The 25,571-nt window shown below is 60.4% G+C and carries 26 protein-coding genes; 8 read left to right on the forward strand and 18 right to left on the reverse strand.

The window, feature by feature from the left end; genetic code table 11:
- Window positions 1-11: 11 nt before the first annotated feature.
- Both NTD85_RS11840 and NTD85_RS11845 read left to right on the forward strand, forming a co-directional pair.
- Complete coding sequence (locus tag NTD85_RS11840; protein WP_262142237.1) at window positions 12-773, forward strand: MipA/OmpV family protein; 762 nt, start codon at window positions 12-14, stop codon at window positions 771-773.
- Between the two features lie 72 nt (window positions 774-845).
- Window positions 846-1,718: a fatty acid desaturase family protein gene (locus NTD85_RS11845; protein WP_262142238.1), complete on the forward strand. Its 873-nt coding sequence runs from the start codon at window positions 846-848 to the stop codon at window positions 1,716-1,718.
- A 102-nt stretch (window positions 1,719-1,820) separates the two neighbouring features.
- Here the strand turns inward: NTD85_RS11845 and NTD85_RS11850 are convergent, their stop codons facing one another.
- The 14 genes from NTD85_RS11850 to NTD85_RS11915 form a co-directional block, all read right to left on the reverse strand.
- Complete coding sequence (locus NTD85_RS11850) at window positions 1,821-2,204, reverse strand: EamA family transporter (RefSeq protein WP_103486466.1); 384 nt, start codon at window positions 2,202-2,204, stop codon at window positions 1,821-1,823.
- A gap of 31 nt (window positions 2,205-2,235) precedes the next feature.
- Window positions 2,236-2,610 carry a transporter gene (locus tag NTD85_RS11855; RefSeq protein WP_226499473.1) on the reverse strand — a complete coding sequence of 125 codons (375 nt, stop codon included), beginning with the start codon at window positions 2,608-2,610 and terminating at the stop codon, window positions 2,236-2,238.
- Window positions 2,607-3,527 (reverse strand): arginase, encoded by a 921-nt coding sequence (locus NTD85_RS11860; RefSeq protein ID WP_262142239.1) that lies wholly within the window; start codon window positions 3,525-3,527, stop codon window positions 2,607-2,609. The genes NTD85_RS11855 and NTD85_RS11860 overlap by 4 nt, the downstream gene beginning before the upstream one ends.
- Window positions 3,528-3,637: 110 nt before the next feature.
- A complete protein-coding gene (locus NTD85_RS11865; RefSeq protein ID WP_177434768.1) occupies window positions 3,638-3,967 on the reverse strand; it encodes a GlpM family protein in 330 nt (109 codons plus the stop codon).
- An 8-nt stretch (window positions 3,968-3,975) separates the two neighbouring features.
- A complete protein-coding gene (locus NTD85_RS11870; protein WP_003227762.1) occupies window positions 3,976-5,304 on the reverse strand; it encodes a sigma-54-dependent transcriptional regulator in 1,329 nt (442 codons plus the stop codon).
- A complete protein-coding gene (locus tag NTD85_RS11875; protein WP_003227760.1) occupies window positions 5,301-7,202 on the reverse strand; it encodes a sensor histidine kinase in 1,902 nt (633 codons plus the stop codon). Before NTD85_RS11875 ends, NTD85_RS11870 begins: the two co-directional genes overlap by 4 nt.
- Before the next feature lie 217 nt (window positions 7,203-7,419).
- Window positions 7,420-8,154, reverse strand: a complete 735-nt coding sequence (locus tag NTD85_RS11880; RefSeq protein ID WP_003227758.1) for an amino acid ABC transporter ATP-binding protein — start codon at window positions 8,152-8,154, stop codon at window positions 7,420-7,422.
- Complete coding sequence (locus NTD85_RS11885) at window positions 8,151-8,822, reverse strand: amino acid ABC transporter permease (protein WP_003227756.1); 672 nt, start codon at window positions 8,820-8,822, stop codon at window positions 8,151-8,153. Before NTD85_RS11885 ends, NTD85_RS11880 begins: the two co-directional genes overlap by 4 nt.
- A complete protein-coding gene (locus tag NTD85_RS11890; protein ID WP_003227754.1) occupies window positions 8,822-9,568 on the reverse strand; it encodes an amino acid ABC transporter permease in 747 nt (248 codons plus the stop codon). The genes NTD85_RS11885 and NTD85_RS11890 overlap by 1 nt, the downstream gene beginning before the upstream one ends.
- 191 nt (window positions 9,569-9,759) lie before the next feature.
- On the reverse strand, window positions 9,760-10,686 hold the full coding sequence (locus NTD85_RS11895) for a glutamate/aspartate ABC transporter substrate-binding protein (RefSeq protein WP_262142240.1): 927 nt from the start codon (window positions 10,684-10,686) through the stop codon (window positions 9,760-9,762).
- Window positions 10,687-11,151: 465 nt separating this feature from the next.
- Entirely contained in the window at window positions 11,152-12,693 is a 1,542-nt protein-coding gene (gene glpD, locus NTD85_RS11900) for a glycerol-3-phosphate dehydrogenase (protein ID WP_262142241.1), read from the reverse strand.
- A 328-nt stretch (window positions 12,694-13,021) separates the two neighbouring features.
- Entirely contained in the window at window positions 13,022-13,777 is a 756-nt protein-coding gene (locus NTD85_RS11905; protein ID WP_262142242.1) for a DeoR family transcriptional regulator, read from the reverse strand.
- Between the two features lie 95 nt (window positions 13,778-13,872).
- Window positions 13,873-15,375, reverse strand: coding sequence for a glycerol kinase GlpK (gene glpK, locus NTD85_RS11910; RefSeq protein ID WP_003227744.1), 1,503 nt, complete (start codon window positions 15,373-15,375; stop codon window positions 13,873-13,875).
- A 78-nt stretch (window positions 15,376-15,453) separates the two neighbouring features.
- On the reverse strand, window positions 15,454-16,305 hold the full coding sequence (locus tag NTD85_RS11915; RefSeq protein ID WP_003227742.1) for an MIP/aquaporin family protein: 852 nt from the start codon (window positions 16,303-16,305) through the stop codon (window positions 15,454-15,456).
- 361 nt (window positions 16,306-16,666) lie between these two features.
- Here NTD85_RS11915 and ybaK point away from each other — a divergent pair, with 361 nt between their 5' ends.
- Window positions 16,667-17,137 carry a Cys-tRNA(Pro) deacylase gene (ybaK, locus tag NTD85_RS11920; RefSeq protein WP_201136698.1) on the forward strand — a complete coding sequence of 157 codons (471 nt, stop codon included), beginning with the start codon at window positions 16,667-16,669 and terminating at the stop codon, window positions 17,135-17,137.
- Between the two features lie 95 nt (window positions 17,138-17,232).
- The gene (locus NTD85_RS11925; RefSeq protein WP_262142243.1) at window positions 17,233-18,015 is read left to right on the forward strand and encodes a PhzF family phenazine biosynthesis protein; all 783 of its coding nucleotides are present in this window, start codon (window positions 17,233-17,235) and stop codon (window positions 18,013-18,015) included.
- A gap of 120 nt (window positions 18,016-18,135) precedes the next feature.
- Here NTD85_RS11925 and NTD85_RS11930 read toward each other — a convergent pair whose 3' ends face one another.
- On the reverse strand, window positions 18,136-19,245 hold the full coding sequence (locus tag NTD85_RS11930) for an ABC transporter ATP-binding protein (RefSeq protein WP_262142244.1): 1,110 nt from the start codon (window positions 19,243-19,245) through the stop codon (window positions 18,136-18,138).
- A complete protein-coding gene (argF, locus tag NTD85_RS11935; RefSeq protein WP_045122614.1) occupies window positions 19,242-20,162 on the reverse strand; it encodes an ornithine carbamoyltransferase in 921 nt (306 codons plus the stop codon). Before argF ends, NTD85_RS11930 begins: the two co-directional genes overlap by 4 nt.
- A 403-nt stretch (window positions 20,163-20,565) precedes the next feature.
- Between argF and NTD85_RS11940 the strand changes: the two genes are divergently transcribed.
- From NTD85_RS11940 to grxD, 3 genes are all read left to right on the forward strand, one after another.
- Window positions 20,566-20,856 carry a hypothetical protein gene (locus tag NTD85_RS11940; RefSeq protein WP_003227733.1) on the forward strand — a complete coding sequence of 97 codons (291 nt, stop codon included), beginning with the start codon at window positions 20,566-20,568 and terminating at the stop codon, window positions 20,854-20,856.
- 137 nt (window positions 20,857-20,993) lie between these two features.
- Window positions 20,994-23,099, forward strand: coding sequence for a molybdopterin oxidoreductase family protein (locus NTD85_RS11945; RefSeq protein ID WP_262142245.1), 2,106 nt, complete (start codon window positions 20,994-20,996; stop codon window positions 23,097-23,099).
- Between the two features lie 97 nt (window positions 23,100-23,196).
- The gene (grxD, locus tag NTD85_RS11950) at window positions 23,197-23,538 is read left to right on the forward strand and encodes a Grx4 family monothiol glutaredoxin (RefSeq protein WP_003227729.1); all 342 of its coding nucleotides are present in this window, start codon (window positions 23,197-23,199) and stop codon (window positions 23,536-23,538) included.
- A 192-nt stretch (window positions 23,539-23,730) separates the two neighbouring features.
- Here the strand turns inward: grxD and bfr are convergent, their stop codons facing one another.
- Window positions 23,731-24,204, reverse strand: coding sequence for a bacterioferritin (gene bfr / locus NTD85_RS11955; protein ID WP_007963971.1), 474 nt, complete (start codon window positions 24,202-24,204; stop codon window positions 23,731-23,733).
- A 200-nt stretch (window positions 24,205-24,404) separates the two neighbouring features.
- Window positions 24,405-24,623, reverse strand: a complete 219-nt coding sequence (locus NTD85_RS11960) for a bacterioferritin-associated ferredoxin (protein ID WP_003227725.1) — start codon at window positions 24,621-24,623, stop codon at window positions 24,405-24,407.
- Window positions 24,624-24,937: 314 nt separating this feature from the next.
- Between NTD85_RS11960 and NTD85_RS11965 the strand changes: the two genes are divergently transcribed.
- Window positions 24,938-25,540, forward strand: coding sequence for a peroxiredoxin (locus NTD85_RS11965; protein WP_003227723.1), 603 nt, complete (start codon window positions 24,938-24,940; stop codon window positions 25,538-25,540).
- The last annotated feature ends 31 nt before the right edge of the window (window positions 25,541-25,571 follow it).

Below are 25,571 nucleotides of genomic sequence, written 5' to 3' on the forward strand. Positions count from 1 at the left end.
GGAATGGCCTCATGCAGAGGAATACACTGGCGTTAATGACCGCACTGGCCTGCTTTTCCGGGGCTGCGCTGGCGGATGGCATCACCGGCGAAGCCGGCCTGGGACTGAGTTACCAACCTCATGATCCCACCGGCAGCCGTTACGAAACCCGGCCGATACCGTATCTCGATCTGGACTGGGGCGATGTCAGCCTCGGCACCGACGACGGCCTGACCTGGAGCGCCTTGAAAAGCAACGGCTTCAGCGCCGGGCCGTACATCAATTACCTCTCCGGGCGCACCGCCAACGGCGAGTTGCGCGGCCTGCGTGATGTGCCCGACATGGCCGAGGCTGGCGGCTTCGTGCAATACGCTCCGGCCGATTTCTGGCGCGTATTCGCCTTCGTTGGCCAGGCCGTCGGCGGTGGCAGCGGGCAGGGCGGCGTGTTTGGCAAAGTGGGCGGTGAAATTGGCTATCCACTGGGCGGCGGGGTGATCGGCAGCAGCAACCTGACCGCGCATTTTTCCGATGCGCAGGGCACCCAGACCTTCTTCGGTGTCAGTGATCGCGAGGCGCAGGCCTCGGGCATCCGCGCTTACAACGCCGGCGGCGGTTTGCAGAACGTGGCGCTGACCCAGAGCTTCGAGTTCCCTCTGGCGCCACACTGGTCGCTGGTCACCAGCGCGAGCTGGATTCACCTGACTCGCTCGGCGGCGGACAGCAGCATCGTCAAAGCGGTGGGCGATACCAATCAGGGCGAAGTGCAGGCGGCCATCGCCTACAAGTTCGACTGATTACGCGCGCGGGCAAATTGGTCTGCGGTTTGCAGACAGCCATGTCGAATCCATTCCTTCAGGATGTCCTTCATGGCTCGCCCTGCTTACCGTCTGCTGGCTCATTCATTGTGGGACCTGATCCCCGTCGCTTTGGGCCTGGCCCATTTCGCTTTCGTCCTGTGGCTGGTTGCGGCCTTTCACGATCTGTCCTGGTGGGCCTTTGTGCCGCTGGCGCTGGGCTATGCGATCAGCCTGTCGTGGAGCATCAACAGCATTTCCCACAACCAGATTCACAACGCCTACTTCACCCCGGCGTGGCTGAACCGGGCGTTCGATCTGCTGTTGTCGGTGACCATTGGTTTTTCGCAAACCCTCTATCGCGATATCCACAACCGCCATCACCGGGGCAATTCGGACCTGCCGGGGCCGGACGGCAAGACCATTGATCCGCTGTCGATCTATCTGCGCGGCAAGAACGGTCAGCCGGAGAATCCCTGGGCCTACACCTTCCTGAGTTTTTTTCGCGACGATCCCAAGCCGATCTACAACGAAATGCGCCGCAAACGCCCGAAGGATGCGCGTTGGGTTCAGGTCGAGATCTATGTGACGGTAGCGTTTTATCTGCTGCTGGCGGTGTATGACTGGCAGGCGGTGCTGGTGTTGTTGCCGTTCTGGTATCTGGGCCAGGCGCTGTCATCGCTCAACGGTTACTACGAGCATTTTGGCGGCAACCCGGACTTGCCGATTGCCTGGGGCGTGAGTGCCTACAGCCCGCTGTACAATCTGTTGTGGATGAACAACGGCTATCACGCCGAGCACCACTACCGGCCGAAAATGCACTGGACTCAGATCAAGGCCTATCACCGGCAGATCGCCCGGCAACAGCAGGAGGCGGGGGTGAAGGATATTCCGCTGGCGCACGGTTTGGGCTTCCTGCTGAACCACCAAAAGCCTGACGCCTGACCGATTTGTGCAGGAGCTGCCGCAGGCTGCGATCTTTTGATCTTGAAAAGCAAAGATCGTCCGATCGCGGCCCGAGCCTGCGGCAGCTCCTACCGGGGGATTTCAGTGCTCTTCGCCCTCGGCGAGCAAGGCTATCCCGCCCATGATCACCGCCACGCCGAGCCAGTGCAGCAGACTGATCTGCTCGCCCAGCCCCAGCCACGACCCCAGCAGCACGCCGACAAATACCAGCGAACTCAGGGGAAACGCCAGCGACAGACTGCTGCGTCGCAGAATCAGCATCCAGACGAAAAACGCGCCGATGTAGCAGCCAACCGCGACCCACACCCCGGGCGTCATGACGATGCCTTGCAGCCATTGCAGGCTGAAGTCCATCTGGCCCAACTGATCGCCACCGACCTTGCTCGCGATCTGCCCGCCACTTTCCAGAATGATCAACAGCGCCCAGAGCACGATGGTGCCCACGCGCCCGTGTAGCCAATGCATTGCGTCGTTCCTTTGCAGTTCCAGGTGCGCGTCAGACATGGCCGGCACACACGAGCATCACGCCCGCCGTAATCACCAGCGTGCCCAGCCAGCGCCGCCGACTGACGGTTTCACCGAGCACCAGTTTGCCCGCCAGCACCACGCCGCAATAGGCCAGCGCGGCTGCCGGAAACAACAGACTCAACGGCGCCCGCGACAGGGCGCCGAGCCAGACGAAAAACTCGATTGCATAAGCGCCGATCCCGGCCCACAGCAGCGGCGCGTTGAACACCTGGCCCCAGAACACCTGAAGCCGAAAACCACCCTCCAGCTCCGGCAAGCGATCGAGGCCCAGTTTGAAACACAGCTGGCCGAGCACATCCAGAACAATGGACAGGGCCACCAGCACGATCACGGTGAAAGTCATGGATACAGTTCCTCGAACAGGTCGATCAAGGCTTGATTGGTGGTGGAGTTGCGCAGGATATCGGCCTCGCTCCAGCGTTCGGCCGGCGGCTGATCGGTCTTCGCCTCCCAGCGTTTGAATACGTTGCTGAAGGCCGGACGGGCGTACTCGCCGCAGATGTCGATGCCGATGATCCGCTTGCTCGCCGCCAGCGCGCGCAGGGCCTGGAGCATATGGTTCAGGCGCATGCCGCCCTGATCCCAGTTGGTGGCGGCGTCTTCGCTGGCGAGCACGTCCTTGTCGATGGTGATCCACACCGCATCGGTCGGCAGGCTGGCGATCATTTTGTCGAGGAACAGGGTCCAGTCCACTTGCGACAGGTTGTGCCAGTGCAGCATGTTTTCCTGTTGCTCATGCCCGGCGCCGTCACCGATCCGCCCCCAGACTTTGGAAGGCGCGTGCTGCCACGGAAACAGCTGCAGAACCCCGCGTTTGAGGGCCGTGAGGTTGCCACCCTTCAGTTGCGGGTTTTGCAGATCATCGCTGCACGGGCCGAGGGTCACGATGCGGCGAATGTTCGGCAGTTTCAGCGCCTGATTGACCCAGGAACCGCAATGCCGACGCGGCGCAAACCGCACCCAGTCGGGGTGATTGTCGAAATGGATCAGGCTGACGGGGCTTGGCAGATCGGTAAGAAACGCCGGGGTCAGGTGGTGATAGTCACCGGAGCCGACGAAGAAGATTTCCGGCGCCGGGCCGGTGTGCCGCGGCCGCTGCTGCAAGCGTTCGGCGAAGCGTCGCCAGGTGCGTTCGCTGGACCAGAGCCGGAGTTTCGGGCCGAGGTCGAGCAGGTCCAGGCGTCTGGCGCGGCCACTGTCGAGCAGTCGCGCAATCGGCGCCTGAGCGGTCAGGCTGTGGTCGAGATCTAAAATATTCAAGGTCGCTATTTACCCTTGGCAGACCCTGCCAGACACCGGCCTCATCGAGCATGAGCACCAGCCGGGCAGGGCTTTTGCGGGTAAATGCAAGGGCCGGGCCAGCCATTGCCTCAGGCGTGCAGGCGCACCCACACCGAGACCAGCACGGTGGCGGCGATCAACCACGCGACAACGGCCACGGCGAGCGACGCCTCCAGGCGCATGCGGTCAACCATCACGTACAGGGTCGCCAGATAGATGAAGTACGGAATTATCGACCACATGCCGAACACGATGGTCGCCTTCAGGTCATCGATCGAACGGCTGTTGCCGACGATGTAGTGGGCGATCAGCGCGAAGGTCGGAAACAGCGGCACCAGTCCGGCGATGTAATAGTTTCGGGTCTTCGACAGCGCGGCGAGAATCACCACCACTGCCGCGCCAAGTGCCGCTTTGAGTATCAGATCCATCAGTGGCTCAACCCGTACTTTTTCACTTTATCGAACAGCGTGGTCTTGGCCATGCCCAACTCGAGACTGGCCTGGGTCAGGTTGCCGCCGCTGCGTTGCAAGGCATCGTTGAGCAGGTTGCGCTCGAAGGCTTCGACTGCTTCGGCGAACGCCAGACCTTGACCGCCGCTGCTGGCGCCGGACTTCTTGAACGCCGGCAGGCCGAGGGCAAAACGCTCGGCGACGTTGCGCAGTTCGCGCACGTTGCCCGGCCAGTCGTGGCTCATCAGGTTCGACAGGGTCTGGTTGTCCAGCTCCGGCAGGGCGCGGTCGAAACGCAGCGCCGACTGCTGGGTGAAGTGTTCGAACAGTTGCAGGATGTCTTCACGGCGTTCGCGCAGCGGCGGCAGTTCCAGCGTCACCACGTTGAGGCGGTAGTACAAGTCGCTGCGAAACTCGCCAGCCTTGCTCGCTTCGTCGAGGTCGGATTTGGTCGCGGCAATCACCCGGCAATCCACCGCCACGCTCTGGTTCGAGCCGAGGCGTTCGAGGGTGCGTTCCTGCAACACGCGCAGCAATTTGATCTGCAACGGCAGGGGCATGCTTTCCACTTCATCGAGGAACAGCGTGCCGCCGTCGGCGTGTTCGATCTTGCCGATGCGCCGTTTGCCGGCACCGGTAAAGGCGTTGGCCTCGTGGCCGAAGATCTCGCTTTCGAAGAGGTTTTCCGGCAGGCCGCCGCAGTTCAGCGCGACGAACTGCTTGGCATGCCGACGACTGAAGTCGTGCAGGCAACGGGCGACCAGTTCCTTGCCGGTGCCGGTCTCGCCTTCGATCAATACGTTGGCCGAAGTGTCGGCGACGTTGGCGATCAGCTCGCGCAGGTTCTGCATGGCTGGCGAGCGCCCGATGATCCGGCCTTCGAGGGAGTCGCGTTCGGCCAGTTGCCGACGCAGCGAGGAGACTTCGCGGGCGAGGCTGCGTTGCTCCAGCGCGCGACGAGCGACATCCACCAGACGCTCCGGCGAGAACGGTTTCTCCATGAAATCGTAAGCGCCTTTCTGCATCGCACCGACCGCCATGGAGATATCGCCATGACCGGTGATCAGCACCACCGGCAAACTGCGGTCGCGCGCCTTGAGGCGGGTCAGCAGTTCCAGGCCATCGATGCCGGGCAGGCGAATGTCGCTGATGACGATCCCGGCAAAGTTGTCGCCGACCCGCTCCAGCGCTTCTTCGGCACTGCCGACGCCAATGCAGGGAATGTCTTCCAGGGTCAGCGCCTGCTGGCAACCGAGCAGCACATGGGGGTCGTCTTCGACGATCAGCACACTAAGGTCGTGGTTCATATTGGCTCGGCAGGAGTAGGGCTTACCAACGGTAAACTGAGGACGAAGGTGGTGCCACCGCTGGCCGGGTGTTCGACACCCAGATGCCCGCCGGTGGCGGCAGCGAGGCTGGCGGAAAGGGTCAGGCCGAGGCCCAGCCCCTGTTCGCCGGGTTTGGTGGTGAAGAACGGCTCGAACAGATGCTTGCGCGCTTCGGCGTCGACCCCGTGGCCGTTGTCGCGCACCCGCAGGCGATATTTGCCGTTGAACTCTTCGCCTTCCAGCCACAGCTGCGGCGCGGGTTGCGCCTGCATGGCGTCGAGGGCGTTGCCGATCAGGTTGACCAGAATCTGTTCGAGGCGGGTCTGGTCGATCTGCACCTGCACGTCGCTGAACTGCCGGTGCAGTTGCAGCGCCATGCTCTCGACCCGTGCGCCGAGCAGTTGCAGGGCGGCGTCCACGGCTTTGCCGAGACTGGCCTGGCCTTCGTTGTCGCCGCGCCGGGCGAACGAGCGCAGGCTGGCGGTGATCCGGCCCATGCGGTCGATCAGGTCGTTGATGGTCTTGAGGTTGGTGCTGGCGACGTCGAGCTGGCCGCGTTCCAGAAAGCGAATGGTGTTGCCGGACAGGGTGCGCATCGCCGCCAGCGGCTGGTTCAGTTCGTGGGCGATGCTGGTCGACATCTGGCCGATGGCCGCGAGTTTGCCGGCCTGCACCAGTTCGTCCTGAGCGCGGCGCAGGGTTTCCTCGGCCTGGCGCCGTTCGCGGATCTGGCTCTTCAGCCGTTCGTTGCTGGCGCGCAGATCGCCGGTGCGTTCGGTAATCCGACGCTCCAGTTGATTGTTGGCTTCCTGCAAGGCTTCGCGAGCGGCGAGGCGGGTGGCGATGACCTTGCGCCGTTCGTTCCAGGCGATCAGCAGGAACGCCACCAGGGCGAAGGCCACCGCCACCAGAATGCCTTGGTTGATCGCTTCACGGCGCAAGTCCTGCAATGGCGTGAGCAGGGTGAAATTCCACGGTGTGTCGCTCAGCGGCCGGGTCTGCGCCAGATAGCTGATGCTGTCGTCATCGGCGCTCAGTTCGCTGTTGGCCGGGAAAGTCAGTTTCTCTACACCTTCGGCGAGGGTTTCGCGGGCCAGCGGTTGCAGTTCGTTGAGCGGGAACCAGTAGTACTGCAGACTGCGCGCGAGTTTTTCTTTGGTTTCATCACTCAGCGGTACTACGGACTTGAGGCGTCGCGCCGGATCACTGGAAAGAATGATGATGCCGTTCTCGTCGCTGACGAAGGCTTCCAGGCGGGCGCGTTGCCAACGCTCTTCCAGCGCTTCGAGGCGCACCTTGACCACGGCGACGCCGATGATCTTGCCGTGTTCTTCCAGGCCATGGGCGAGGTAGTAACCGGGCTCGCCGCTGGTGCTGCCGATCCCGTAGAAACGTCCGGGCTCGCCGCGCACGGCTTTCTGGAAATAGGCGCGAAAGGACAAGTCTTCACCGAGGTAACTGTCGACGTCGCGCCAGTTGCTGGTGGCCATCACGCGGCCGGTGGTGTCCATGACGTAGATGGCCCGACTGCGGCTGCGCCGGTTCAGGCCTTCGAGGTAAGCATTGACCGTCTGCCGGTGTTCCGGGGTCGGGTCGGCCAGCAGTTGCGGGACACTGGTTTCCAGTTCCAGCAGGCTGGGCAGGTAGGTGTATTTGCTGATCTCGCTTTCGACCGTGCGCGCGTGCAGTTCGAGCTGACGCTGGCCGTTTTCGCTGAGGCTGCGGATGCCGAAATGTTCACTGGTCCAGAAGCCGATGTAACCCAGTCCGATCATCAGGATGATGATCAGCGGCGGCAGGAACAGATGGCGAATCAGACGGGGCTTCACGGCAAGTGATGGCGGCGCTGCGCGATAGAGATTGGGGTCGCATTTCATCACAGTTGCCTTGGGTCAACCAGCATGGCTAACAGCATCCTGGTTTGTTCGAGCGCGGAACCTGTGGCGAGGGGATTTATCCCCGATCGGCTGCGCAGCAGTCGTCAAACCATTGCATGCGGTCTGACTTTGGAATGCTGGGGCCGCTTCGCAGCCCATCGGGGATAAATCCCCTCACCACAGAAGCTCCCTCACCACAGAGTTCAGTGTGTTGCTTTTAGTGCTGCAGGATTTTCTCGAGGAAATGCTGCGCGCGTTCGGAGCGGGCGCTGATGTCGCCGAAGAACTCCTCTTTCGGGCAGTCTTCGATGATCTTGCCGGCGTCCATGAAGATCACGCGGTCAGCCACTTTGCGGGCGAAGCCCATCTCGTGGGTCACGCACATCATGGTCATGCCTTCCTGCGCCAGTTGCACCATCACGTCGAGCACTTCGTTGACCATTTCCGGGTCGAGCGCCGAGGTCGGTTCGTCGAACAGCATGACGATCGGGTCCATCGCCAGCGCGCGGGCAATCGCCACACGCTGTTGCTGGCCGCCGGACAGTTGCCCCGGGTGCTTGTGGGCATGCGCCGACAGACCGACGCGATCAAGCAGTTGCAGACCTTTCTTGGTCGCCTCTTCCTTGCTGCGGCCCAGCACCTTGATCTGCGCGATGGTCAGGTTCTCGGTGATGGTCAGGTGCGGGAACAGCTCGAAGTGCTGGAACACCATACCGACGCGCGAACGCAGTTTCGGCAGGTTGGTCTTGGAGTCGGCAATCGAGGTGCCGTCGACAACGATGTCGCCTTTCTGGAACGGCTCCAGCGCGTTGACGCACTTGATCAGGGTCGACTTGCCCGAGCCCGACGGACCGCAGACCACGATCACTTCGCCTTTCTTGACCTCGGTGCTGCAATCAGTCAGCACCTGGAAGTCGCCATACCACTTGTTGATGTTCTTGATGGAGATCATACGGCAAACCTTTTTTGCAGACGCTTGACCAGCAGCGAGGCGGAAAAGCTGATGATGAAGTAGACGACACCGGCAAAGATCAGGAACTCGTTGGAACGACCGATGATGTCGCCGCTGGAGCGGGCGGAGTTGAGGAAGTCCACCAGACCCACGGTGTAGACCAGCGAGGTGTCCTGGAACAGGATGATCGACTGTTGCAGCAGCAACGGGGTCATCTTGCGGAACGCCTGGGGCAGGATGATCAGACGCATGGTCTGGCCATAGGTCATGCCCATCGCCTGGGCCGCGGCCATCTGGCCTTTGGGGATCGACTGCACGCCGGCCCGGACGATCTCACAGAAGTACGCGGCTTCGAACATCATGAAGGCCACGACGCAGGAGGTGAACGCGCCGATCGGGGTGTCTTCGCCGGTGATCCAGCGCAGCACGAACGGCACCGCCAGGTAGAACCAGGTGATCACCAGCAGCAGCGGGATCGAGCGGAAGTAGTTCACGTAGGCGCCGGCGACGCGCGACAGCAGTTTGCTCGACGACAGGCGCATCAGCGCGAGGATGGTCCCCAGCACGATGCCGCCGACCACGCCCATGACCATCAACTGCAAGGTCATGACCATGCCGTTCCACAGGCCCGGGATCGCGGGGATGATGCCGCTGAAATCGAAGTCCATTATTTACCCCCCACGGAGATCAGGCCGGGCACTGCGACTTTCTTCTCGACCAGGCGCATCAGCAACATCAGGCTCATGTTCAGGGTGAAGTAGATCAGCGTGGCCAGGGTGAAGGCTTCAAACAGGTTGGCCGAGAATTCGGCGGTCTGCTTGGTTTGCGCCAGCAGTTCCATCAGGCCGATCAAGGACGCCACGGAGGAGTTCTTGAAGACGTTGAGGAATTCCGAGGTCAGCGGCGGAATGATGATGCGGTAGGCCTGGGGCAGCAGCACGTTCCAGTAGATCTGCGGCAGCTTGAAACCCATGGCGCGGGCGGCGGATTCCTGGCCGCGTGGCAGCGCCTGGATGCCGGTGCGCACTTGCTCGCAGACCCGGGCGGCGGTGAACAGGCCCAGGCACACGACGACGCTCAGGTAGGCCGAGGTGGTCGGGTTCAGATCCTGTTTGTACCAGTCCTGCAGGTTCTGCGGCAGCAGGTCGGGTACCAGGAAGTACCAGATGAACAGCTGAACCAGCAGCGGCACGTTGCGAAACAGTTCGACGTAGCAGGTCGCGATGCCCGACACGAGGCGGCTCGGTACGGTGCGCATGACCCCAAGAACGGAGCCCAGCAGCAAGGCGATAATCCATGCCACGACAGCGATGGCGATGGTCCAGCCCAGTCCGGAGATGAACCAGTCGAGATAAGTCTCGCTGCCCACGCCGGTGGACTTGAAGAACACGCCCCAGTCCCAGTTGTAATTCATTAGGGTCTCCCCTCGAAATCGATCGATGTACAAGCACCCGCTTGGGGAAGATCCTTTCCCGTCCGACGTTGAACGCCGGGCACACGCGATCGGCTCGAAAACCGCCAGGTCGAGTGTTCCACTGTAAAGCCAGCAGGTAGTAACAGACGTCTGAGGGAGGTTGCTCCCTCAGACGACAGGTTAGTCAGGAATCAGATTTTTACGTCAGGCGCAGGCTTGTCGCTTGGATTGGCGATCAGCTCTTTCACCTTGTCGCTCATCGGGAAGTTCAGGTTCAGGCCTTTTGGCGGGATCGCGCTCTCGAACCACTTGCTGTAGATCTTGTTGATCTCGCCGGATTTGTACAGGGCGACGATGGCGTCATCGACAGCCTTCTTGAACGCCGGGTCGTCTTTGCGAACCATGCACGCGTAGGCTTCGAAGGACTGTGGAGTACCGGTGATGACCCAGTCAGTCGGCTTCTTGGCTTTGGCTTCTTCACCGGCCAGCAGCGCGTCGTCCATCATGAAGGCAACGGCGCGGCCGCTTTCCAGCATGTTGAAGGATTCGCCGTGGTCTTTGGCGGAGATGATGTTCATGCCCATCTGCTTGTCGGCATTCATCGCTTTGATGATGCGCTCGGACGTGGTGCCGGCGGTGGTCACGACGTTTTTGCCTTTCAGGTCGGCAAAGTCAGCGTAGGACGGCTTGCCATCCTTGTCTTTCTTGACCAGCAGACGGGTGCCGATTTCGAAGATGTTGACGGTGAAGTCGACTTGCTGGGCGCGTTCGGCGTTGTTGGTGGTGGAGCCGCACTCGATATCCGCGGTGCCGTTCTGGATCAGCGGGATACGGGTTTGCGAGGTCACCAGGTTGTACTTGACCTGCAGGTCTGGCTTGTTCAGGTCTTTTTTCAGGGCTTCAACGATGGCCACTTGAATGTCGTGGGAGTAGCCCACGGGTTTTCCGGAAGCATCCGCGATGTAGGAAAACGGGATGGAGCTGTCGCGGTGAGCGAGCGTGATGGTGCCGGAATCGTTGATTTTCTTCAGGGTGCCGGTGAGTTCGGCGGCGAAAACTGGTGTGCTGATCAGAGCGGCAGCAATGGCTGCACCCAGGATATGGGGAACGATGCGCATCAAATTTTCCTCGAATTGTTTTTTTTATGGAGCCAGTTCGTCGGCCCTTTTGTGCTTCGAATGCCTGACGGCTCCTGAAGTGTTGGCACGGCAGGCATTCGTCGAGAGAGTGTAGAGCATGAGTCGTGCCAGAGCAGTCTATGGCAGCTAATTGATTGATTTTTAAGGTGATTAAAGTTTTGTGTCGGTGTTTTTGGCTGAAACTGATCCGGTTATCCGAATCGACCGGGAGGTCGCGTTCGGAAAACCGAACGATCAATCGTCGGTTGTTTTCGGTAGCGCGACCTTTGTGGCGAGGGAGCTTGCTCCCGCTGGACTGCGCAGCAGGCCCGCTTTTATGAATGGGGCCGCTACGCGACCCAGCGGGAGCAAGCTCCCTCGCCACAGGTAAAGCGTCCGGCGCGGATAAACAAAAAAGCCCCTGAATCGTCAGATTCAGGGGCTTCGTTTCAAGCGCTGTAAACGTCAGGCCGCTTCAATCTTGCGGTTCTGCTCGACCTTGCTCAGGTACGCCGCCAGTTTCTCTTGCTCGGCCGGGGTGGTGAACAGGCCCAGCTTGCTGCGGCGCCACAGGATGTCGTGCGCGGTGGTGGCCCATTCTTCGCTGCACAGGTAATCGACCTCGCGGGTGTAGAGACCGCCGCCGAGGTGTTCGCCCATGTCATTCAGCGACTCGACGCCTTCGAGCATGCGCCAGGTGCGGCTGCCGTAGGTGGTGGCCCAGCGGCGGGCGATCTCGGTCGGGACGAAGTCGAACTTGTCGCGGATCTGCGCGCTCAAGGCTTGCGGGGTAGTCATGTCTTCGCCGCCGGGCAGGGTCGCGGTCGCGGTCGCGGTCCAGCTCGGGCGCATCTGGGTGAAGTACGGCATCAACTGAGCCATCGCCGACTCGGCGAGTTTGCGGTAGGTGGTCAGCTTGCCGCCAAACACCGACAACAACGGTGCTTCTTCGCCGCCGCCAGACAGCGCCAGGGTGTAATCGCGGGTCACGGCGGACGGGTTGTCGGATTCGTCGTTGCACAGCGGACGCACGCCCGAGTAGCTGTGCTGAATGTCGTCGCGGCTGATCTGCTTCTTGAAGTGAGCGTTGACCACTTTCAGCAGGTAATCGGTTTCGCCGTCGGTGATTGCCACTTTCGCCGGATCGCCGGTGTATTCGCGGTCGGTGGTGCCGATCAGGGTGAAGTGGTTCAGGTACGGAATGGTGAAGACGATGCGCTGATCTTCGTTTTGCAGGATGTGCGCGTGATCGCCTTCGTACAGTTTCGGCACGATGATGTGGCTGCCCTGAATCAGGCGGATGCCGTACGGCGATTCCATTTTCAGGTCGTCACGAATGAACTTGGCGACCCACGGGCCGGCGGCGTTCACCAAGGCTTTGGCAGTGATCGAAAACAGGCTGCCGTCGGCGCGTTCCAGGTTCAGGTGCCACAGGCCCTTGGCGCGGCGGGCGCTGACGCAACGGGTCTGGGTGTGTACGTGGGCACCTTTTTCCCGGGCGGCCATGGCGTTCAGAACGACGAGGCGGGCGTCATCGACCCAGCAATCGGAATATTCGAAGCCCTTGGTGATTTCGCTTTTCAGCGCGCTGTCGGCACCGAACTTCAGGCTCTTCGAACCCGGGAGCTTTTCGCGCTTGCCGAGATTGTCATAGAGGAACAGGCCGGCGCGAATCATCCACGCCGGACGCAGGTGCGGACGGTGCGGTAGCACGAAGCGCATCGGTTTGACGATGTGCGGCGCCTTGGCCAGCAGCACTTCGCGCTCGGCCAGCGCTTCACGCACCAGACGGAATTCGTAATGTTCGAGGTAGCGCAGGCCACCGTGGATCAGCTTGCTGCTGGCCGACGAGGTGTGGCTGGCCAGGTCATCCTTTTCGCAAAGGAACACCGAGAGACCGCGACCGGCGGCATCCGCTGCGATCCCCACGCCATTGATCCCGCCGCCAATAACGGCAACATCGTAGATCTCGGCGATAGGGGGCGTACGCAAGGTAGAGGTGGACATCGGCTGGCCTCGGGCTCTTTTGATTTTCTGTCTTGGAAATCGAACATAAATGTTCATTTGCGAAAATGGTAGCCCATAAAGACGCGCACAGCCAGTCACGTTCGATTGAAAAAACTCATCGAAGGGCGGCTAAAAGAAAATTTTCGAACATTTAGACTTGCTGAAGCACTGTTGTGGCGAGGGAGCTTGCTCCCGCTCGGCGGCGCAGCCGTCGTAAATCCGGTGCGCAAGGCGTGGCTGGATGAATTGGGCTGGATGGTTTTGGGGCCGCTTCGCAGCCCAGCGGGAGCAAGCTCCCTCGCCACAGGGGAGCTGCGCCAAGTAGGGTTTAAACGACTTCCAGACGAATCTTGTGCTGGCTCAACAGTTGCGCCAGTGCCGGCACCGGCTGCTGATCGGTCACCAGGCAGTCGATCAGGCTGATCGGACCCAATCGAATCATCGCATTGCGCCCGAACTTGCTGGAGTCCGCCGCCAGAATCACCTGCCGCGCATTGGCGATAATCGCCTGGGAGACGCGCACTTCCTGATAGTCGAAGTCGAGCAGGCTGCCGTCTTCGTCGATACCGCTGATGCCCACCAGCGCGAAATCAACCTTGAACTGGTTGATGAAATCCACGCTCGCCTGACCCACCACACCGCCGTCACGGCGCACGCTGCCGCCGGTCAGCAGCACATCGAAATCATCCTTGGCACTGAGCATCGAGGCGACGTGCAGGTTGTTGGTGATGATCTTCAGATGGTTGTGATTGAGCAGGGCGCGGGCAATCGATTCGGTGGTGGTGCCGATGTTGATGAACAGCGAGGCGTGATCGGGGATCTGCGCGGCGATGGCTTCGCCGATGCGTTGTTTTTCATCGCGCATCTGGTCGGCGCGCATCGCATAGGCGGTGTTTTCGACGCTGGAATCATAGGCCGCGCCGCCATGGTAGCGACGCAACAGATTGGCTTCCGCGAGCTGATTGATATCGCGGCGGATGGTTTGCGGGGTAACAACGAACAGCGTAGCCATTTCCTCGATGCTCACATAGCCGCGTTCGCGGACCAGCTCGAGGATTTGCTGCTGACGGGGAGGCAGATTCATGGGGCTTCCTTTGGGCTGCCGTGCAAAATTTGCCCATGATGCCGCAGGAATCTCCTCCCGACCAGTTAGTTGCCTATCAGTCTCTGAAGGTTGGCTTATTCAGCGTCCTCACGCGCCCAGTCACGGGTGCGGCTGACGGCTTTTTTCCAGCCTTTGTACAGTTTCTCTTTCTCGACTTCATCCAGGCTCGGCTCGAACTCGCGCTCGATGACAGCCTTGCCGCGCAGTTCGTCCAGGCTGCCCCAGAAACCGCACGCCAGACCGGCCAGATACGCTGCGCCCAGCGCGGTGGTTTCGCGCATTTGCGGGCGCTCGACCTGGGTGCCGAGGATGTCGGCCTGGAACTGCATGAGGAAGTTGTTCGCGACCGCACCGCCGTCCACACGCAGGGCCTTGAGGCGTTCGCCGGAGTCCTGTTGCATGGCGTCGAGCACGTCGCGGGTCTGGTAGGCGATCGATTCCAGCGCGGCGCGGATGATGTGATCCACGCGCACGCCGCGCGTCAGGCCGAACAGTGCGCCACGGGCATACGGATCCCAGTACGGAGCGCCCAGACCGGTGAAGGCCGGTACCAGGTACACGCCGTTGCTGTCCTTCACTTTATTGGCGAAGTATTCGGTGTCGTGAGCGTCGTTGACGATCTTCAGTTCATCGCGCAGCCACTGCACGGTCGAGCCACCGTTGAACACCGCACCCTCCAGGGCGTAAGCCACTTCGCCGCGCGGGCCGCAAGCGATGGTGGTGAGCATGCCGTGCTGCGATTTCACCGCTTTGTCGCCGGTGTTCATCAGCAGGAAGCAGCCGGTGCCGTAGGTGTTTTTTGCCTGGCCCGGCTCGACGCACATCTGGCCGAACAGTGCGGCTTGCTGGTCACCGGCGATACCGCCGATGGCGATGCCGCTCTTGGTGCGACCGTAGATTTCCGAAGAAGCCTTCACTTCCGGGAGCATCTCGCGCGGGATGTCGAGGATTTCCAGCATCTTCGAATCCCACTCCAGCGAATGGATGTTGAAGAGCATGGTGCGCGAGGCGTTGGTGTAGTCGGTGACGTGCACCTTGCCGCCGGTGAATTTCCAGATCAGCCAGCTATCGATGGTGCCGAACAGCAGTTCGCCGTTGCGCGCACGCTCGCGGCTGCCTTCGACGTTGTCGAGGATCCACTTCAGCTTGGTGCCGGAGAAGTACGGGTCGGTGACCAGGCCGGTGTTGTCGCGAATATATTCTTCGTGGCCATCGCGCTTGAGCTGCTGGCAGATCTCGGTGCTGCGGCGGCACTGCCAGACGATCGCGTTGTACACCGGACGGCCAGTGGTCTTGTCCCAGACTACGGTGGTTTCACGCTGGTTGGTGATACCGATGGCGGCCACCTGATCGTGATGCAGACCGGCCTGGGCCAGCGCTTCAACCATCACCGCGCTCTGGGTGGCGAAGATTTCCATCGGGTCGTGTTCAACCCAGCCGGCTTGCGGGTAATGCTGGGCGAATTCGCGTTGGGCGGTGCAGACCACGTTCGCGTCGCGGTCGAAAATGATCGCGCGGGAGCTGGTCGTACCCTGATCGAGGGCAATGATGTAGTTCTTATTCTGAATGTCGGTCATGTCGATTGCCTTGGACGAAATAAGGGAGAGTGGGCCGGGGCGCGGGCTCGAATTGGGCAGGAACCCGCGCCGACTGTTTCAAGAAGTTCTTGGTTTGCCGTCAATGGCCGGTTCTGCATCCTTTGTAGCAGGTGTGGCGCCGGTCAGGTGACGGGCGATGAGCCCGCGATACCCGGCAGCGCCGAGGCAGGCACCGACAATCGGTGCAAAAATCGGAATCAGGAAGTACGGAATATCGCGGCCGCCAGTGAAGGAAATTTCACCCCAGCCGGCAAAGAAAGTCATCAGTTTCGGACCGAAGTCACGAGCCGGGTTCATCGCGAAACCAGTCAGTGGGCCCATCGAACTGCCGATCACAGCGATCAGCAAACCGATCAACAGCGGTGCCATCGGGCCTTTCGGCAGACCGTTATTGTCATCGGTCAGGGCCATGATCACGCCCATCAGGATCGCGGTGATGATCATCTCGACCAGGAATGCCTGGGCAGTCGACAGCACAGGATTGGGGAAGGTGGAGAACACCGACGCCAACTCAAGGCTGGCAGCCGAACCACGAACCATTTGGTGAGTTTGTTCGTAATCGAAGAACAGGTTGCTGTACAGCGTGTAAACCAGCAGCGCGCCGCAGAACGCGCCGGCAATCTGCGACAGGATGTAAAACGGCAGTTTGCGCTTTTCGAAGTCGGCGAAAATGCTCAGGGCAATGCTCACGGCGGGGTTCAGGTGCGCGCCGGAAACTCCGGCGGTCAAGTAGATCGCCATGCTCACACCGACGCCCCAGATGATGCTGATTTCCCACAGGCCGAAGCTGGCGCCCGCGACTTTGAGCGCAGCGACACAGCCGGTGCCGAAAAAGATCAGAAGTGCAGTCCCCAGAAACTCGGCCAGGCATTGGCCGGAAAGCGATGGTTGCTGAATAGCAGTTGTCATTGAAAACCTCGATTTTTGTTGTTGTCTGGCGCATTTGCCGTCAGGGCAAGGCGCGATTTTCGCCGAGGCAGGATCCCCATCCTGTTCCCGGTTTACTGCTGGGTGCTGCGGTGATGATAATTCTTACATTATTCAGATTCGAAAAAATATAGACAAGAAACAAACCTGTCAAAGGTCGAAAGTGAACCATCGGTCACAATTAAACTATCAACCTGTTGAATGATCCTGCGGGTGACTGCGGCGATAGCCCGGTGATTCGCCTGTAAAGCCCGAAAAACGGGGCTTGCGCTAGAGCCTTTTGCGAGGTGATGGCCTAGAATCCGGCGCAGGATTTTCTGTTGATGCCGAGCCTGGAGCTGCCATGACCCCTGCGTTGGACTTGTTGAAAAAAGTTCGTGCCGAACATCGCGTGCACAGTTACGAACATGATCCCAAGGCTGCGTCCTATGGGCTGGAGGCCGCAGAGAAGCTGGCGCTCGAGCCGGCTCAGGTGTTCAAGACGCTGCTGGCCGCCAGTGAAAAAGGTGAATTGTTGGTGGCGGTGGTGCCGGTCGTCGGAAGCCTTGACCTCAAGGGCCTGGCGCATGCTGCAGGGGTGAAAAAAGTCGAAATGGCTGATCCCGCTGCCGCGCAGCGTTCCACCGGTTACCTGTTGGGCGGCATCAGTCCGCTGGGGCAGAAAAAACGCCTGCGTACCTTCATTGATCACTCGGCTCAGGGCTTTGCGACTATTTATGTCAGTGCGGGCCGACGCGGCCTCGAAGTCGAACTGGCGCCGGCGGTGCTGGCTGAGCACACCCAGGCCAAATTTGCCGATATCGGCCGTGCGTAACGCTCATCGCTGTATGCAGAAAATTGGCCGGTTCTGTCACTGGCGCTGATCCGGCCCGCGTTGCATGCTCTGCCCACGGACTTAGGGAGAAGGTTATGCAGCTTGAGTTTTATCAAGTCGACGCGTTCAGCGATCGGCCGTTCAGTGGCAATCCGGCGATGGTTTATCGGCTCGATGCATGGCTTGCGGATGAGCTGATGCAGAAGATCGCCGCCGAGCACAATCTGGCGGAAACCGCGTTTGTGGTGCGCGAAGGCGCGGCGTGGCATATCCGCTGGTTCACCCCGACCACCGAGGTGCCATTGTGCGGGCATGCGACGCTGGCCAGCGCCTATGTGTTGTTCGAGATCTACAAGGAAACCACCGAGCGGCTGGACTTCATCTGCAAGTCCGGGCCGTTGAGTGTCAGTCGTGAGGGCGATCGCCTGTGGCTGGACTTCCCTTCAATTGTGCCGTCAGAGATTGGCGTGACGCTGGATGTCGAGCGTGCGCTGGGCGTCGAGGCAGTGGATGTGCTCGGTTCCAACGAGTTGTTCGTGGTGCTCGACTCGGAGCAGGCGGTGCTCGACTGCAAGCCGGACATGGTCGCGCTGGCGAAACTGCCGTGGCTCGGTGCGATCGTGACGGCGCGCGGCAATCAGCACGATTTCGTCTCGCGTTATTTCGCTCCAGCGATTGGTATCAACGAAGATCCAGTCACTGGTTCGACGCATTGCAGCTTGATTCCGTACTGGTCGAAACGTCTGGGCAAATCCAGTTTGACCGCGTGCCAGCGCTCGGCGCGGGGCGGGGAATTGTTCTGTCGGCTGGAAGGTGAGCGGGTGAAGATTGGCGGGAATGCGACGCTGGTGGCCAGCGGTACGCTGATTTTGGGCTGACCCAAAACCAATTGTGGGAGCGGGCTTGCTCGCGAATGCGCTGTGTCAGACGACCTCTTCGTTGACTGACACAGCGCATTCGCGAGCAAGCCCGCTCCCACAGTTTTGATCCGGGGCGGATCAGAGTGCAGCGCTGTAGCGGCGAACGCCGTTTTCCGCCGCCGGGATTTGTGCCGCGGTACTGCCGCTGGCCTGGAACAGGACGAGGTGTTCGGCGGCAACCCGAATCCCCACATCCGCACCGACCTGATGGTCGGCATGACTCGGGAAGATCGATTCCAGCTGCGCGCCGGTCGGCAGTTGCAGGCGATACAGGGTCGAGGCGCCAAGGAACGTCTTGCCGACGATCCGCGCTTTCAACGCACTGTCCGGCGCATAAACAATGTCATCCGGACGCAGCAACACATCCACCGCACCGCCCACCGGCCAGGTGTAGGCCCGGTTGCCGCGCAGTTCGCCAAGTTCAGTCTGCACCGACTCCGGGCTGCCGAGCTGGCCGCGAATGAAATAACCCTGACCGATGAAGCTGGCGACAAACGGCGTCGCCGGCTCGTGGTAGAGGTTGTAGGGCGTGTCCCACTGCTCCAGCCGGCCTTCCTTGAACACGCCAACGTGATCACTCACGGCGAAGGCTTCTTCCTGATCGTGGGTCACCAGAATCGCACTGGTGCCACGGGCCTTGAGGATGTCCCGCACTTCGTGGCTGAGCTTGCGGCGCAACTCGCCGTCGAGGTTGGAGAACGGCTCGTCGAGCAGCAGCAATTGCGGCTCCGGTGCCAAAGCGCGGGCGAGGGCGACACGCTGTTGCTGGCCGCCGGACAACTCGTGCGGGAAGCGCTTGCCGAGGTTCTTCAGATTGACCAGTTCCAGCAGCTCTTCGGTGACGCGCTCCTTGTTCGGGTGCTTGCGGATACCGAAGGCGATGTTGTCTGCAACACTCAGGTGCGGGAACAGCGCGTAATCCTGAAACACCATGCCGATCCGGCGTTTCTCTGGTGCCAGAGTGAAACCGGCGCTGGAGATGGTTTCACCTCCCAGGGTGATTTCACCTTCGTGCACCGGTTCAAAACCGGCAATCGCGCGCAGGGTGGTGGTCTTGCCGCAGCCGGACGAGCCGAGCAGGCAACCGATGTCTCCGGCGTTGAGGTGCAGATTGAGGTTCTGCACCACGCGTTGATCTTGATAGCCGCAAGCGAGGTTGCGCAGGTTCAGCAGTAATTCATGGCTCATGCGTGGTGATATGCCGGTTCGACGAGGAACTCGAGCAGGGCCTTCTGTGCGTGGAGACGGTTTTCTGCCTGATCCCAGGCGACGGAGCGCGGGTCATCAAGCAGGTCGAGGCTGATTTCTTCACCGCGGTGCGCTGGCAGGCAGTGCATGAACAGCACATCTTCGGCCGCCAGATCGAGCAGGGCGCGGGTCACCTGGAACGGTGCGAACAGCTTCAGGCGCTTGGCAGTTTCCTCTTCCTGACCCATCGAAGTCCAGACGTCGGTGCTCACCAGATGCGCACCGCGCACGGCGTCCTGCGGATCGCGGACGATGGTCACACGATCGCCGGCGCGGGCGACGAACTCAGGATTTGGCTCGTAGCCTTCCGGGCAGGCGATGCGCAACTGGAAGTCGAACTGGATCGCCGCTTCTATATAGCTGTTGCACATGTTGTTGCCGTCGCCGATCCAGGCCACAGTCTTGCCCTGGATCGAGCCGCGGTGCTCAAGGAAGGTCTGCATGTCGGCCAGCAACTGGCACGGGTGCAGGTCATCGGACAGGCCGTTGATCACCGGCACGCGCGAGTTGGCAGCGAATTCGGTCAGGGTGCTGTGGGCAAAGGTACGGATCATCACCGCATCGAGCATGCTCGACATGACGATGGCGCAGTCGCCGATCGGCTCGCCACGGCCCAACTGGGTGTCGCGCGGCGACAGGAAGATTGCCTGGCCACCGAGCTGGATCATGCCGGCCTCGAAGGAGATCCGGGTACGGGTCGAGGACTTCTCGAAGATCATCCCCAGGACGCGGTTTTTTAGAGGCTCGAACAGTACGCCGCGGTTACGCAGGTCCTTGAGCTCAACGCCTCGACGGATCACGCTGACCAGCTCTTCGGGCGTGCAATCCATCAGGGAGAGAAAGTGCCTTGCGCTCATCATTGACTACCTTTTTGCTACAAACCGCAGATGCTCAAAGCCTTGTTTAACGGAACAACGGGCGAGACCTGCGGCGTAAGCCGCACGGGGCGACGAAATAGGGGAAGGCGCGATATTGACACTAAATGTCGCGTTACGCCAATAGGCTACGGTTTTTGCGGAATTTGCAGCGGCGACAGAGTGTTGCAGTCGCGCAGTAGAAGCCGGGTTAAGGCGTGTAACGGACTCATTTGTACACTGGCGCCGCGGGGCTTGGCAATCCGCTGTGGCGGGGATGGGGCAGGTCGGGTCGGTTTGCGACTGCCCGGCCACGGCTTCGCTTGGTCGGATGGCTGGTTGAAACATTTGCTAATGCAAAGTGCTGGGTTATAACTACCTTTCGAGCGACGCAGGAAGCCTCCGCATGGAATCGAAAGAACAATTGTTAATGGAATTGCTGGGCCACACGGCTCGCTCACTGACCCATCTCACCGCCTCGGTGACGTCAATGTCCTTCGAACTGCTGCGCAGCGAAGATGATGTGGTCAAGGCTGCCAGTCGCCAGATGATCGATCGCATGGCGACTATCAGCGCAGGGCTCGACGAGCACTGGCGACTGATCGGCGAACTCACCGGCGTGCACGTCGCCCACGAGCAGATCGAAACCATTCAGGAAATCCAGTTGCAGGCGCCGCCGCAGTTGCCGTCCAACTGAGCCTGACGAGCTATCGGCTCGCCTGATAGCCGTCGATTCACAAGACGAACGTCGCTGGCGTCGCTTCCGCACACGGGCCATAGTTTTGTTCCCGCAGGCACGCCCGTTGCCTGCCCAGAACAAGACAGAGACTGGCCATGACCAAGACTCTCCATCACCGTGCCTGCCACCTGTGCGAAGCCATTTGCGGCCTGACCATCGAGACCACCGAAACCGATGGCAACGTCGCAATCACCTCGATCAAGGGCGATGCCCTCGACACCTTCAGTCGCGGGCACATCTGTCCCAAGGCTGTGGCCCTGCAAGACATCCAGAACGATCCGGATCGCCTGCGTCAGCCGATGCGCCGGGTCGGCAGCGAATGGCTGCCGATCGAGTGGGACGAGGCCTTTGCGCTGGTGGCCGAGCGTCTGGCGGCAATTCAGGAGCGTCACGGCCAGAACGCAGTGGCGGTCTATCAAGGCAATCCGAGCGTGCACAACTACGGGCTGATGACCCACAGCAACTACTTTCTCGGCCTGCTGAAAACGCGCAATCGCTTCTCCGCGACCTCGGTCGACCAGTTGCCGCATCACCTGAGCAGTTACCTGATGTACGGCCACGGCTTGCTGCTGCCGATCCCGGACATCGATCACACCGATTTCATGCTGATCCTTGGCGGTAACCCGCTGGCATCCAACGGCAGCATCATGACCGTGCCGGATGTCGAGAAACGCCTGAAGGCGATTCAGGCGCGCGGTGGCAAAGTGGTGGTGGTCGATCCCCGGCGCAGCGAAACGGCGGCCATCGCCGATCAGCACTTGTTCGTGCGTCCCGGTGGCGACGCGGCGTTGCTGTTCGGCGTGCTCAATACCTTGTTCGAAGAAGGCCTGACCCGCGACAGTCACTTGCCCGTCGATGGCCTCGATGAAGTGCGTGCAGCCATCGCAACGTTCACTGCCGAAGCCATGAGCCCGCTGTGTGCGGTGCCGGCCGAGCAGATCCGCCAACTGGCGCGGGATTTCGCCGCGGCGCCGAGCGCGGTGTGCTACGGGCGCATGGGCGTTTCGACTCAGGCGTTCGGCACCTTGTGCCACTGGGTGGTGCAGTTGATCAATCTGGTCACCGGCAACCTCGACCGGGTCGGCGGCGCGCTGTGCACCGAGCCGGCGGTGGATCTGGTGGCGTCGACCTCGGGTGGGCATTTCAACAAGTGGCAGAGCCGGGTGTCCGGGCGGCCTGAGTACGGCGGCGAGTTGCCAGTGTCGGCGCTGGCCGAAGAAATGCTCACCGAAGGCGAAGGGCAGATTCGCGCACTGATCACCGTCGCCGGCAATCCGGTGTTGTCGACGCCGAATGGCCGGCAACTGGAGCAGGCGCTCGATGGTCTGGAGTTCATGCTCAGCATCGACCTGTACATCAACGAAACCACGCGTTATGCCGACCTGATCCTGCCGTCGACTTCGGCGCTGGAAAACGATCACTACGACACCACGTTCAACCTGTTCGCGGTGCGCAACGTCACTCGCTTCAATCGGGCGATTCTCGCCAAGCCCGAGGGTGCTTTACACGACTGGGAGATCTTCGTTGGCCTGGCCAAGGCGTTTGCCGAGAAGACCGGCAAGGAGCTGAAACCGACGATGCCGCCGGCGAAGATGATCGATATGGGCCTGCGCATGGGGCTGTATGGCGATGCTTCGGCGCACAAGCTGTCGCTGGCGACGCTGTTCGATCATCCGCACGGCGTCGATCTGGGCGCGCTCAAACCTAATCTGGCGGCCCGCCTGAAAACCCTGAATCAACGGGTGCAGGCTGCGCCACCGGAGATCCTCGCCGATCTCGCACGCTTTGCCGCCTTGCAGGCGCCGGCGGCGGATGAGCTGCTGATGATCGGCCGGCGCCATGTGCGCAGCAATAATTCATGGATGCACAATTACCATCGTCTGGTGAAGGGTAAGCCGCGTCATCAACTGCTGATGCACCCGGATGATCTGGCCAGTCGCGGGCTCGACGACGGGCAGTTGGTGCGCGTCAGTTCGCGGGTCGGGCAGATCGAAGTGGAAGTGCTCGGCAGCCTGGACATGATGAAAGGCGTGGTCAGCCTGCCGCATGGCTGGGGTCACGCGCGTCCGGGGGTGCAGATGGCGATTGCCAGCGGTCAGCCGGGGTCGAGCGCCAACGACCTGACCGATGAATGCCAGCTCGACGAGTTGTCGGGCAACGCGGCGCTCAACGGCGTGCCGGTGACGGTGGTGGCGGCTTGAGCATGTCTGTCGGGGAGACCGAGCAGGGCGCTCGGGATTCCGTTACAATGCGCCACCGTGCCGACCCATGAGTCGGAAAGTTCAGCCGAGGTGCTCCATGGATATCATCGAAACGATTAAAGAGCAGATTGCCAACAACACCATTCTGCTTTACATGAAAGGCTCGCCGAATGCCCCGCAGTGTGGCTTCTCCGCGAAAGCTGCGCAGGCCGTTATGGGCTGTGGCGAGAAGTTCGCCTACGTCGACATCCTGCAGAACCCGGAAATCCGCGCCAACCTGCCAAAGTACGCCAACTGGCCGACTTTCCCGCAACTGTGGGTTGGCGGTGAACTGGTCGGCGGCAGCGACATCATGGCTGAAATGTTCGCCAACGGTGAGCTGCAGACTCTGGTCAAGGAAGCATCGGCCAAGGCTGCTGCGGCCAAGTCCGAAGCCTGATCCGGCTTTGTGGGAGCGGGCTTGCTCGCGAATGCGGTGTATCAGAAAAATAGTAATTGACTGATACACCGCATTCGCGAGCAAGCCCGCTCCCACAGGGATCTGCATCTGATCCGGGATTTGCCAATAAAAAGCCCCGCACCTCGAAAGAGGGCGGGGCTTTTTAGTGTCGCGAGTTCAGCGGGCGCTAACTTACTCTTCGCCCATCTGCGATTGCAGATAGTTCTCAAGACCGACTTTATCGATCAGGCCCAGTTGGGTTTCCAGCCAGTCGATATGTTCTTCTTCGGACTCGAGAATGTCTTCGAGCAGTTCACGGCTGCCGAAGTCGCCAACCGATTCGCAATGGGCGATGGCGGCTTTCAGATCGGCGTGGCCGGTCTTCTCGATACGCAGATCGCACTCGAGCATTTCCCGGGTGTGCTCGCCAATGTGCAGCTTGCCCAGATCCTGCACGTTCGGCAGACCTTCAAGGAACAGGATGCGCTTGATCAGCTTGTCCGCGTGTTTCATCTCATCGATGGATTCGTGGTACTCGTGCTTGCCCAGCTTGTTCAGGCCCCAATCTTCATACATGCGCGCATGCAGGAAGTACTGATTGATCGCGACCAGCTCATTGGCAAGGATCTTGTTGAGATGCTGGATGACTGTAATGTCGCCTTTCATGATGGGAGTCCTGCCCTGTAATAGCTGTATATAAGGCGGAGTTTGAGCTTGGTACTTATAAGTGTCAAACCTAAGTTATTGAATAATAAATGAAATTAAATCTGAATAAGAATGTTTGTGTTCCGCGTCTAGCGCCTAACCAGTTGATTTACGGGCATAAAAAAACCGGACATAAGTCCGGTTCTTCGAAATTGGGGTAATTACGCCGCTGTAAATTCTACCGGATACGGGATCGCGGCCTGGGCGGTTTGCAGTTTGGTCAGGGTTTCGCGGACCACTTCCTTGGCCAGGCAGGCACATTTGCCGCATTGGCTGGCGACGCCGGTGGCCTGGCGGACTTCTTTATAGCTGCAGCAACCTTCATAGATCGCTTCGCGGATCTGTCCGTCGGTGACGCCAGTGCAGAGACAAACATACATAAGTGAGAACCGTCGCTGGTTGTGACTCAATTGCGATGGATCTTAATGTTAACGAGAATGATTGTCAAAGTGCTTTCTGAACGCTTTATGAACGAATCAGCGATGACTGACGAACGGTGCTTAATGGCGATTTGCCTGGCCGCGAAAATGCGGCACGGTTATCCGCGTTGAGCAAAAAACCGTTAAGGACAGGCGAAAAACGCAGTGTATGATGGTCGGCCCTTGCGAAGAGGGTTCGTGTCACAGGGCTGTCGCCTGAGGGTGGCAGGCTGGCCCGGACCCTGAACTTCAAAGTTATTCACCAGGAGATATCCATGAGCGTACTCGTAGGCAAACAAGCCCCTGACTTCACCGTCCCGGCCGTACTCGGCAATGGCGAGATCGTTGACAGCTTCACCCTGTCCTCGGCCATCAAAGGCAAATACGGCCTGGTGTTCTTCTACCCACTGGACTTCACCTTCGTCTGCCCGTCCGAGCTGATCGCTCTGGACAACCGCATGGCTGACTTCAAGGCACGCAACGTAGAAGTGATCGCTGTGTCGATCGACTCGCACTTCACCCACAACGCCTGGCGCAACACCCCGGTCAACAATGGCGGCATCGGCCAGGTGAAATACACCATGGCTGCCGACATGAAGCACGACATCGCCAAGGCCTACGACGTTGAGTCCGAAGGCGGCGTGGCTTTCCGTGGCGCGTTCCTGATCGACGACAAGGGCGTTGTCCGCTCGCAGATCATCAACGACCTGCCGCTGGGCCGTAACATGGAAGAGCTGATCCGTCTGGTCGACGCTCTGCAATTCCACGAAGAGCACGGCGAAGTCTGCCCTGCCAACTGGAAAAAAGGCGACAAAGGCATGAACGCTTCGCCAGAAGGCGTTGCGGCTTACCTGACCGAGAACGCTGCTGCCCTGTAAGGCACAACGTCGAGGTACAAAAAAACCGGCC

Origin of the sequence: Pseudomonas sp. 13B_3.2_Bac1, assembly GCF_025466205.1 — a bacterium.
Classification (GTDB): Bacteria; Pseudomonadota; Gammaproteobacteria; order Pseudomonadales; family Pseudomonadaceae; genus Aquipseudomonas; species Aquipseudomonas fluorescens_H.

Bases quoted from the DNA above. Each gene is read 5' to 3' on its own strand.
- NTD85_RS11840 (WP_262142237.1), top strand. From the start codon at position 12: ATGCAGAGGAATACACTGGCGTTAATGACCGCACTGGCCTGCTTTTCC.
- NTD85_RS11845 (WP_262142238.1), top strand. From the start codon at position 846: ATGGCTCGCCCTGCTTACCGTCTGCTGGCTCATTCATTGTGGGACCTG.
- NTD85_RS11850 (WP_103486466.1), bottom strand. From the start codon at position 2,204: ATGCATTGGCTACACGGGCGCGTGGGCACCATCGTGCTCTGGGCGCTG.
- NTD85_RS11855 (WP_226499473.1), bottom strand. From the start codon at position 2,610: ATGACTTTCACCGTGATCGTGCTGGTGGCCCTGTCCATTGTTCTGGAT.
- NTD85_RS11870 (WP_003227762.1), bottom strand. From the start codon at position 5,304: ATGAACCACGACCTTAGTGTGCTGATCGTCGAAGACGACCCCCATGTG.
- NTD85_RS11875 (WP_003227760.1), bottom strand. From the start codon at position 7,202: ATGAAATGCGACCCCAATCTCTATCGCGCAGCGCCGCCATCACTTGCC.
- NTD85_RS11880 (WP_003227758.1), bottom strand. From the start codon at position 8,154: ATGATCTCCATCAAGAACATCAACAAGTGGTATGGCGACTTCCAGGTG.
- NTD85_RS11885 (WP_003227756.1), bottom strand. From the start codon at position 8,822: ATGGACTTCGATTTCAGCGGCATCATCCCCGCGATCCCGGGCCTGTGG.
- NTD85_RS11890 (WP_003227754.1), bottom strand. From the start codon at position 9,568: ATGAATTACAACTGGGACTGGGGCGTGTTCTTCAAGTCCACCGGCGTG.
- NTD85_RS11895 (WP_262142240.1), bottom strand. From the start codon at position 10,686: ATGCGCATCGTTCCCCATATCCTGGGTGCAGCCATTGCTGCCGCTCTG.
- glpD (WP_262142241.1), bottom strand. From the start codon at position 12,693: ATGTCCACCTCTACCTTGCGTACGCCCCCTATCGCCGAGATCTACGAT.
- NTD85_RS11905 (WP_262142242.1), bottom strand. From the start codon at position 13,777: ATGAATCTGCCTCCCCGTCAGCAGCAAATCCTCGAGCTGGTCCGCGAA.
- glpK (WP_003227744.1), bottom strand. From the start codon at position 15,375: ATGACCGACATTCAGAATAAGAACTACATCATTGCCCTCGATCAGGGT.
- NTD85_RS11915 (WP_003227742.1), bottom strand. From the start codon at position 16,305: ATGACAACTGCTATTCAGCAACCATCGCTTTCCGGCCAATGCCTGGCC.
- ybaK (WP_201136698.1), top strand. From the start codon at position 16,667: ATGACCCCTGCGTTGGACTTGTTGAAAAAAGTTCGTGCCGAACATCGC.
- NTD85_RS11925 (WP_262142243.1), top strand. From the start codon at position 17,233: ATGCAGCTTGAGTTTTATCAAGTCGACGCGTTCAGCGATCGGCCGTTC.
- NTD85_RS11930 (WP_262142244.1), bottom strand. From the start codon at position 19,245: ATGAGCCATGAATTACTGCTGAACCTGCGCAACCTCGCTTGCGGCTAT.
- argF (WP_045122614.1), bottom strand. From the start codon at position 20,162: ATGAGCGCAAGGCACTTTCTCTCCCTGATGGATTGCACGCCCGAAGAG.
- NTD85_RS11940 (WP_003227733.1), top strand. From the start codon at position 20,566: ATGGAATCGAAAGAACAATTGTTAATGGAATTGCTGGGCCACACGGCT.
- NTD85_RS11945 (WP_262142245.1), top strand. From the start codon at position 20,994: ATGACCAAGACTCTCCATCACCGTGCCTGCCACCTGTGCGAAGCCATT.
- grxD (WP_003227729.1), top strand. From the start codon at position 23,197: ATGGATATCATCGAAACGATTAAAGAGCAGATTGCCAACAACACCATT.
- bfr (WP_007963971.1), bottom strand. From the start codon at position 24,204: ATGAAAGGCGACATTACAGTCATCCAGCATCTCAACAAGATCCTTGCC.
- NTD85_RS11960 (WP_003227725.1), bottom strand. From the start codon at position 24,623: ATGTATGTTTGTCTCTGCACTGGCGTCACCGACGGACAGATCCGCGAA.
- NTD85_RS11965 (WP_003227723.1), top strand. From the start codon at position 24,938: ATGAGCGTACTCGTAGGCAAACAAGCCCCTGACTTCACCGTCCCGGCC.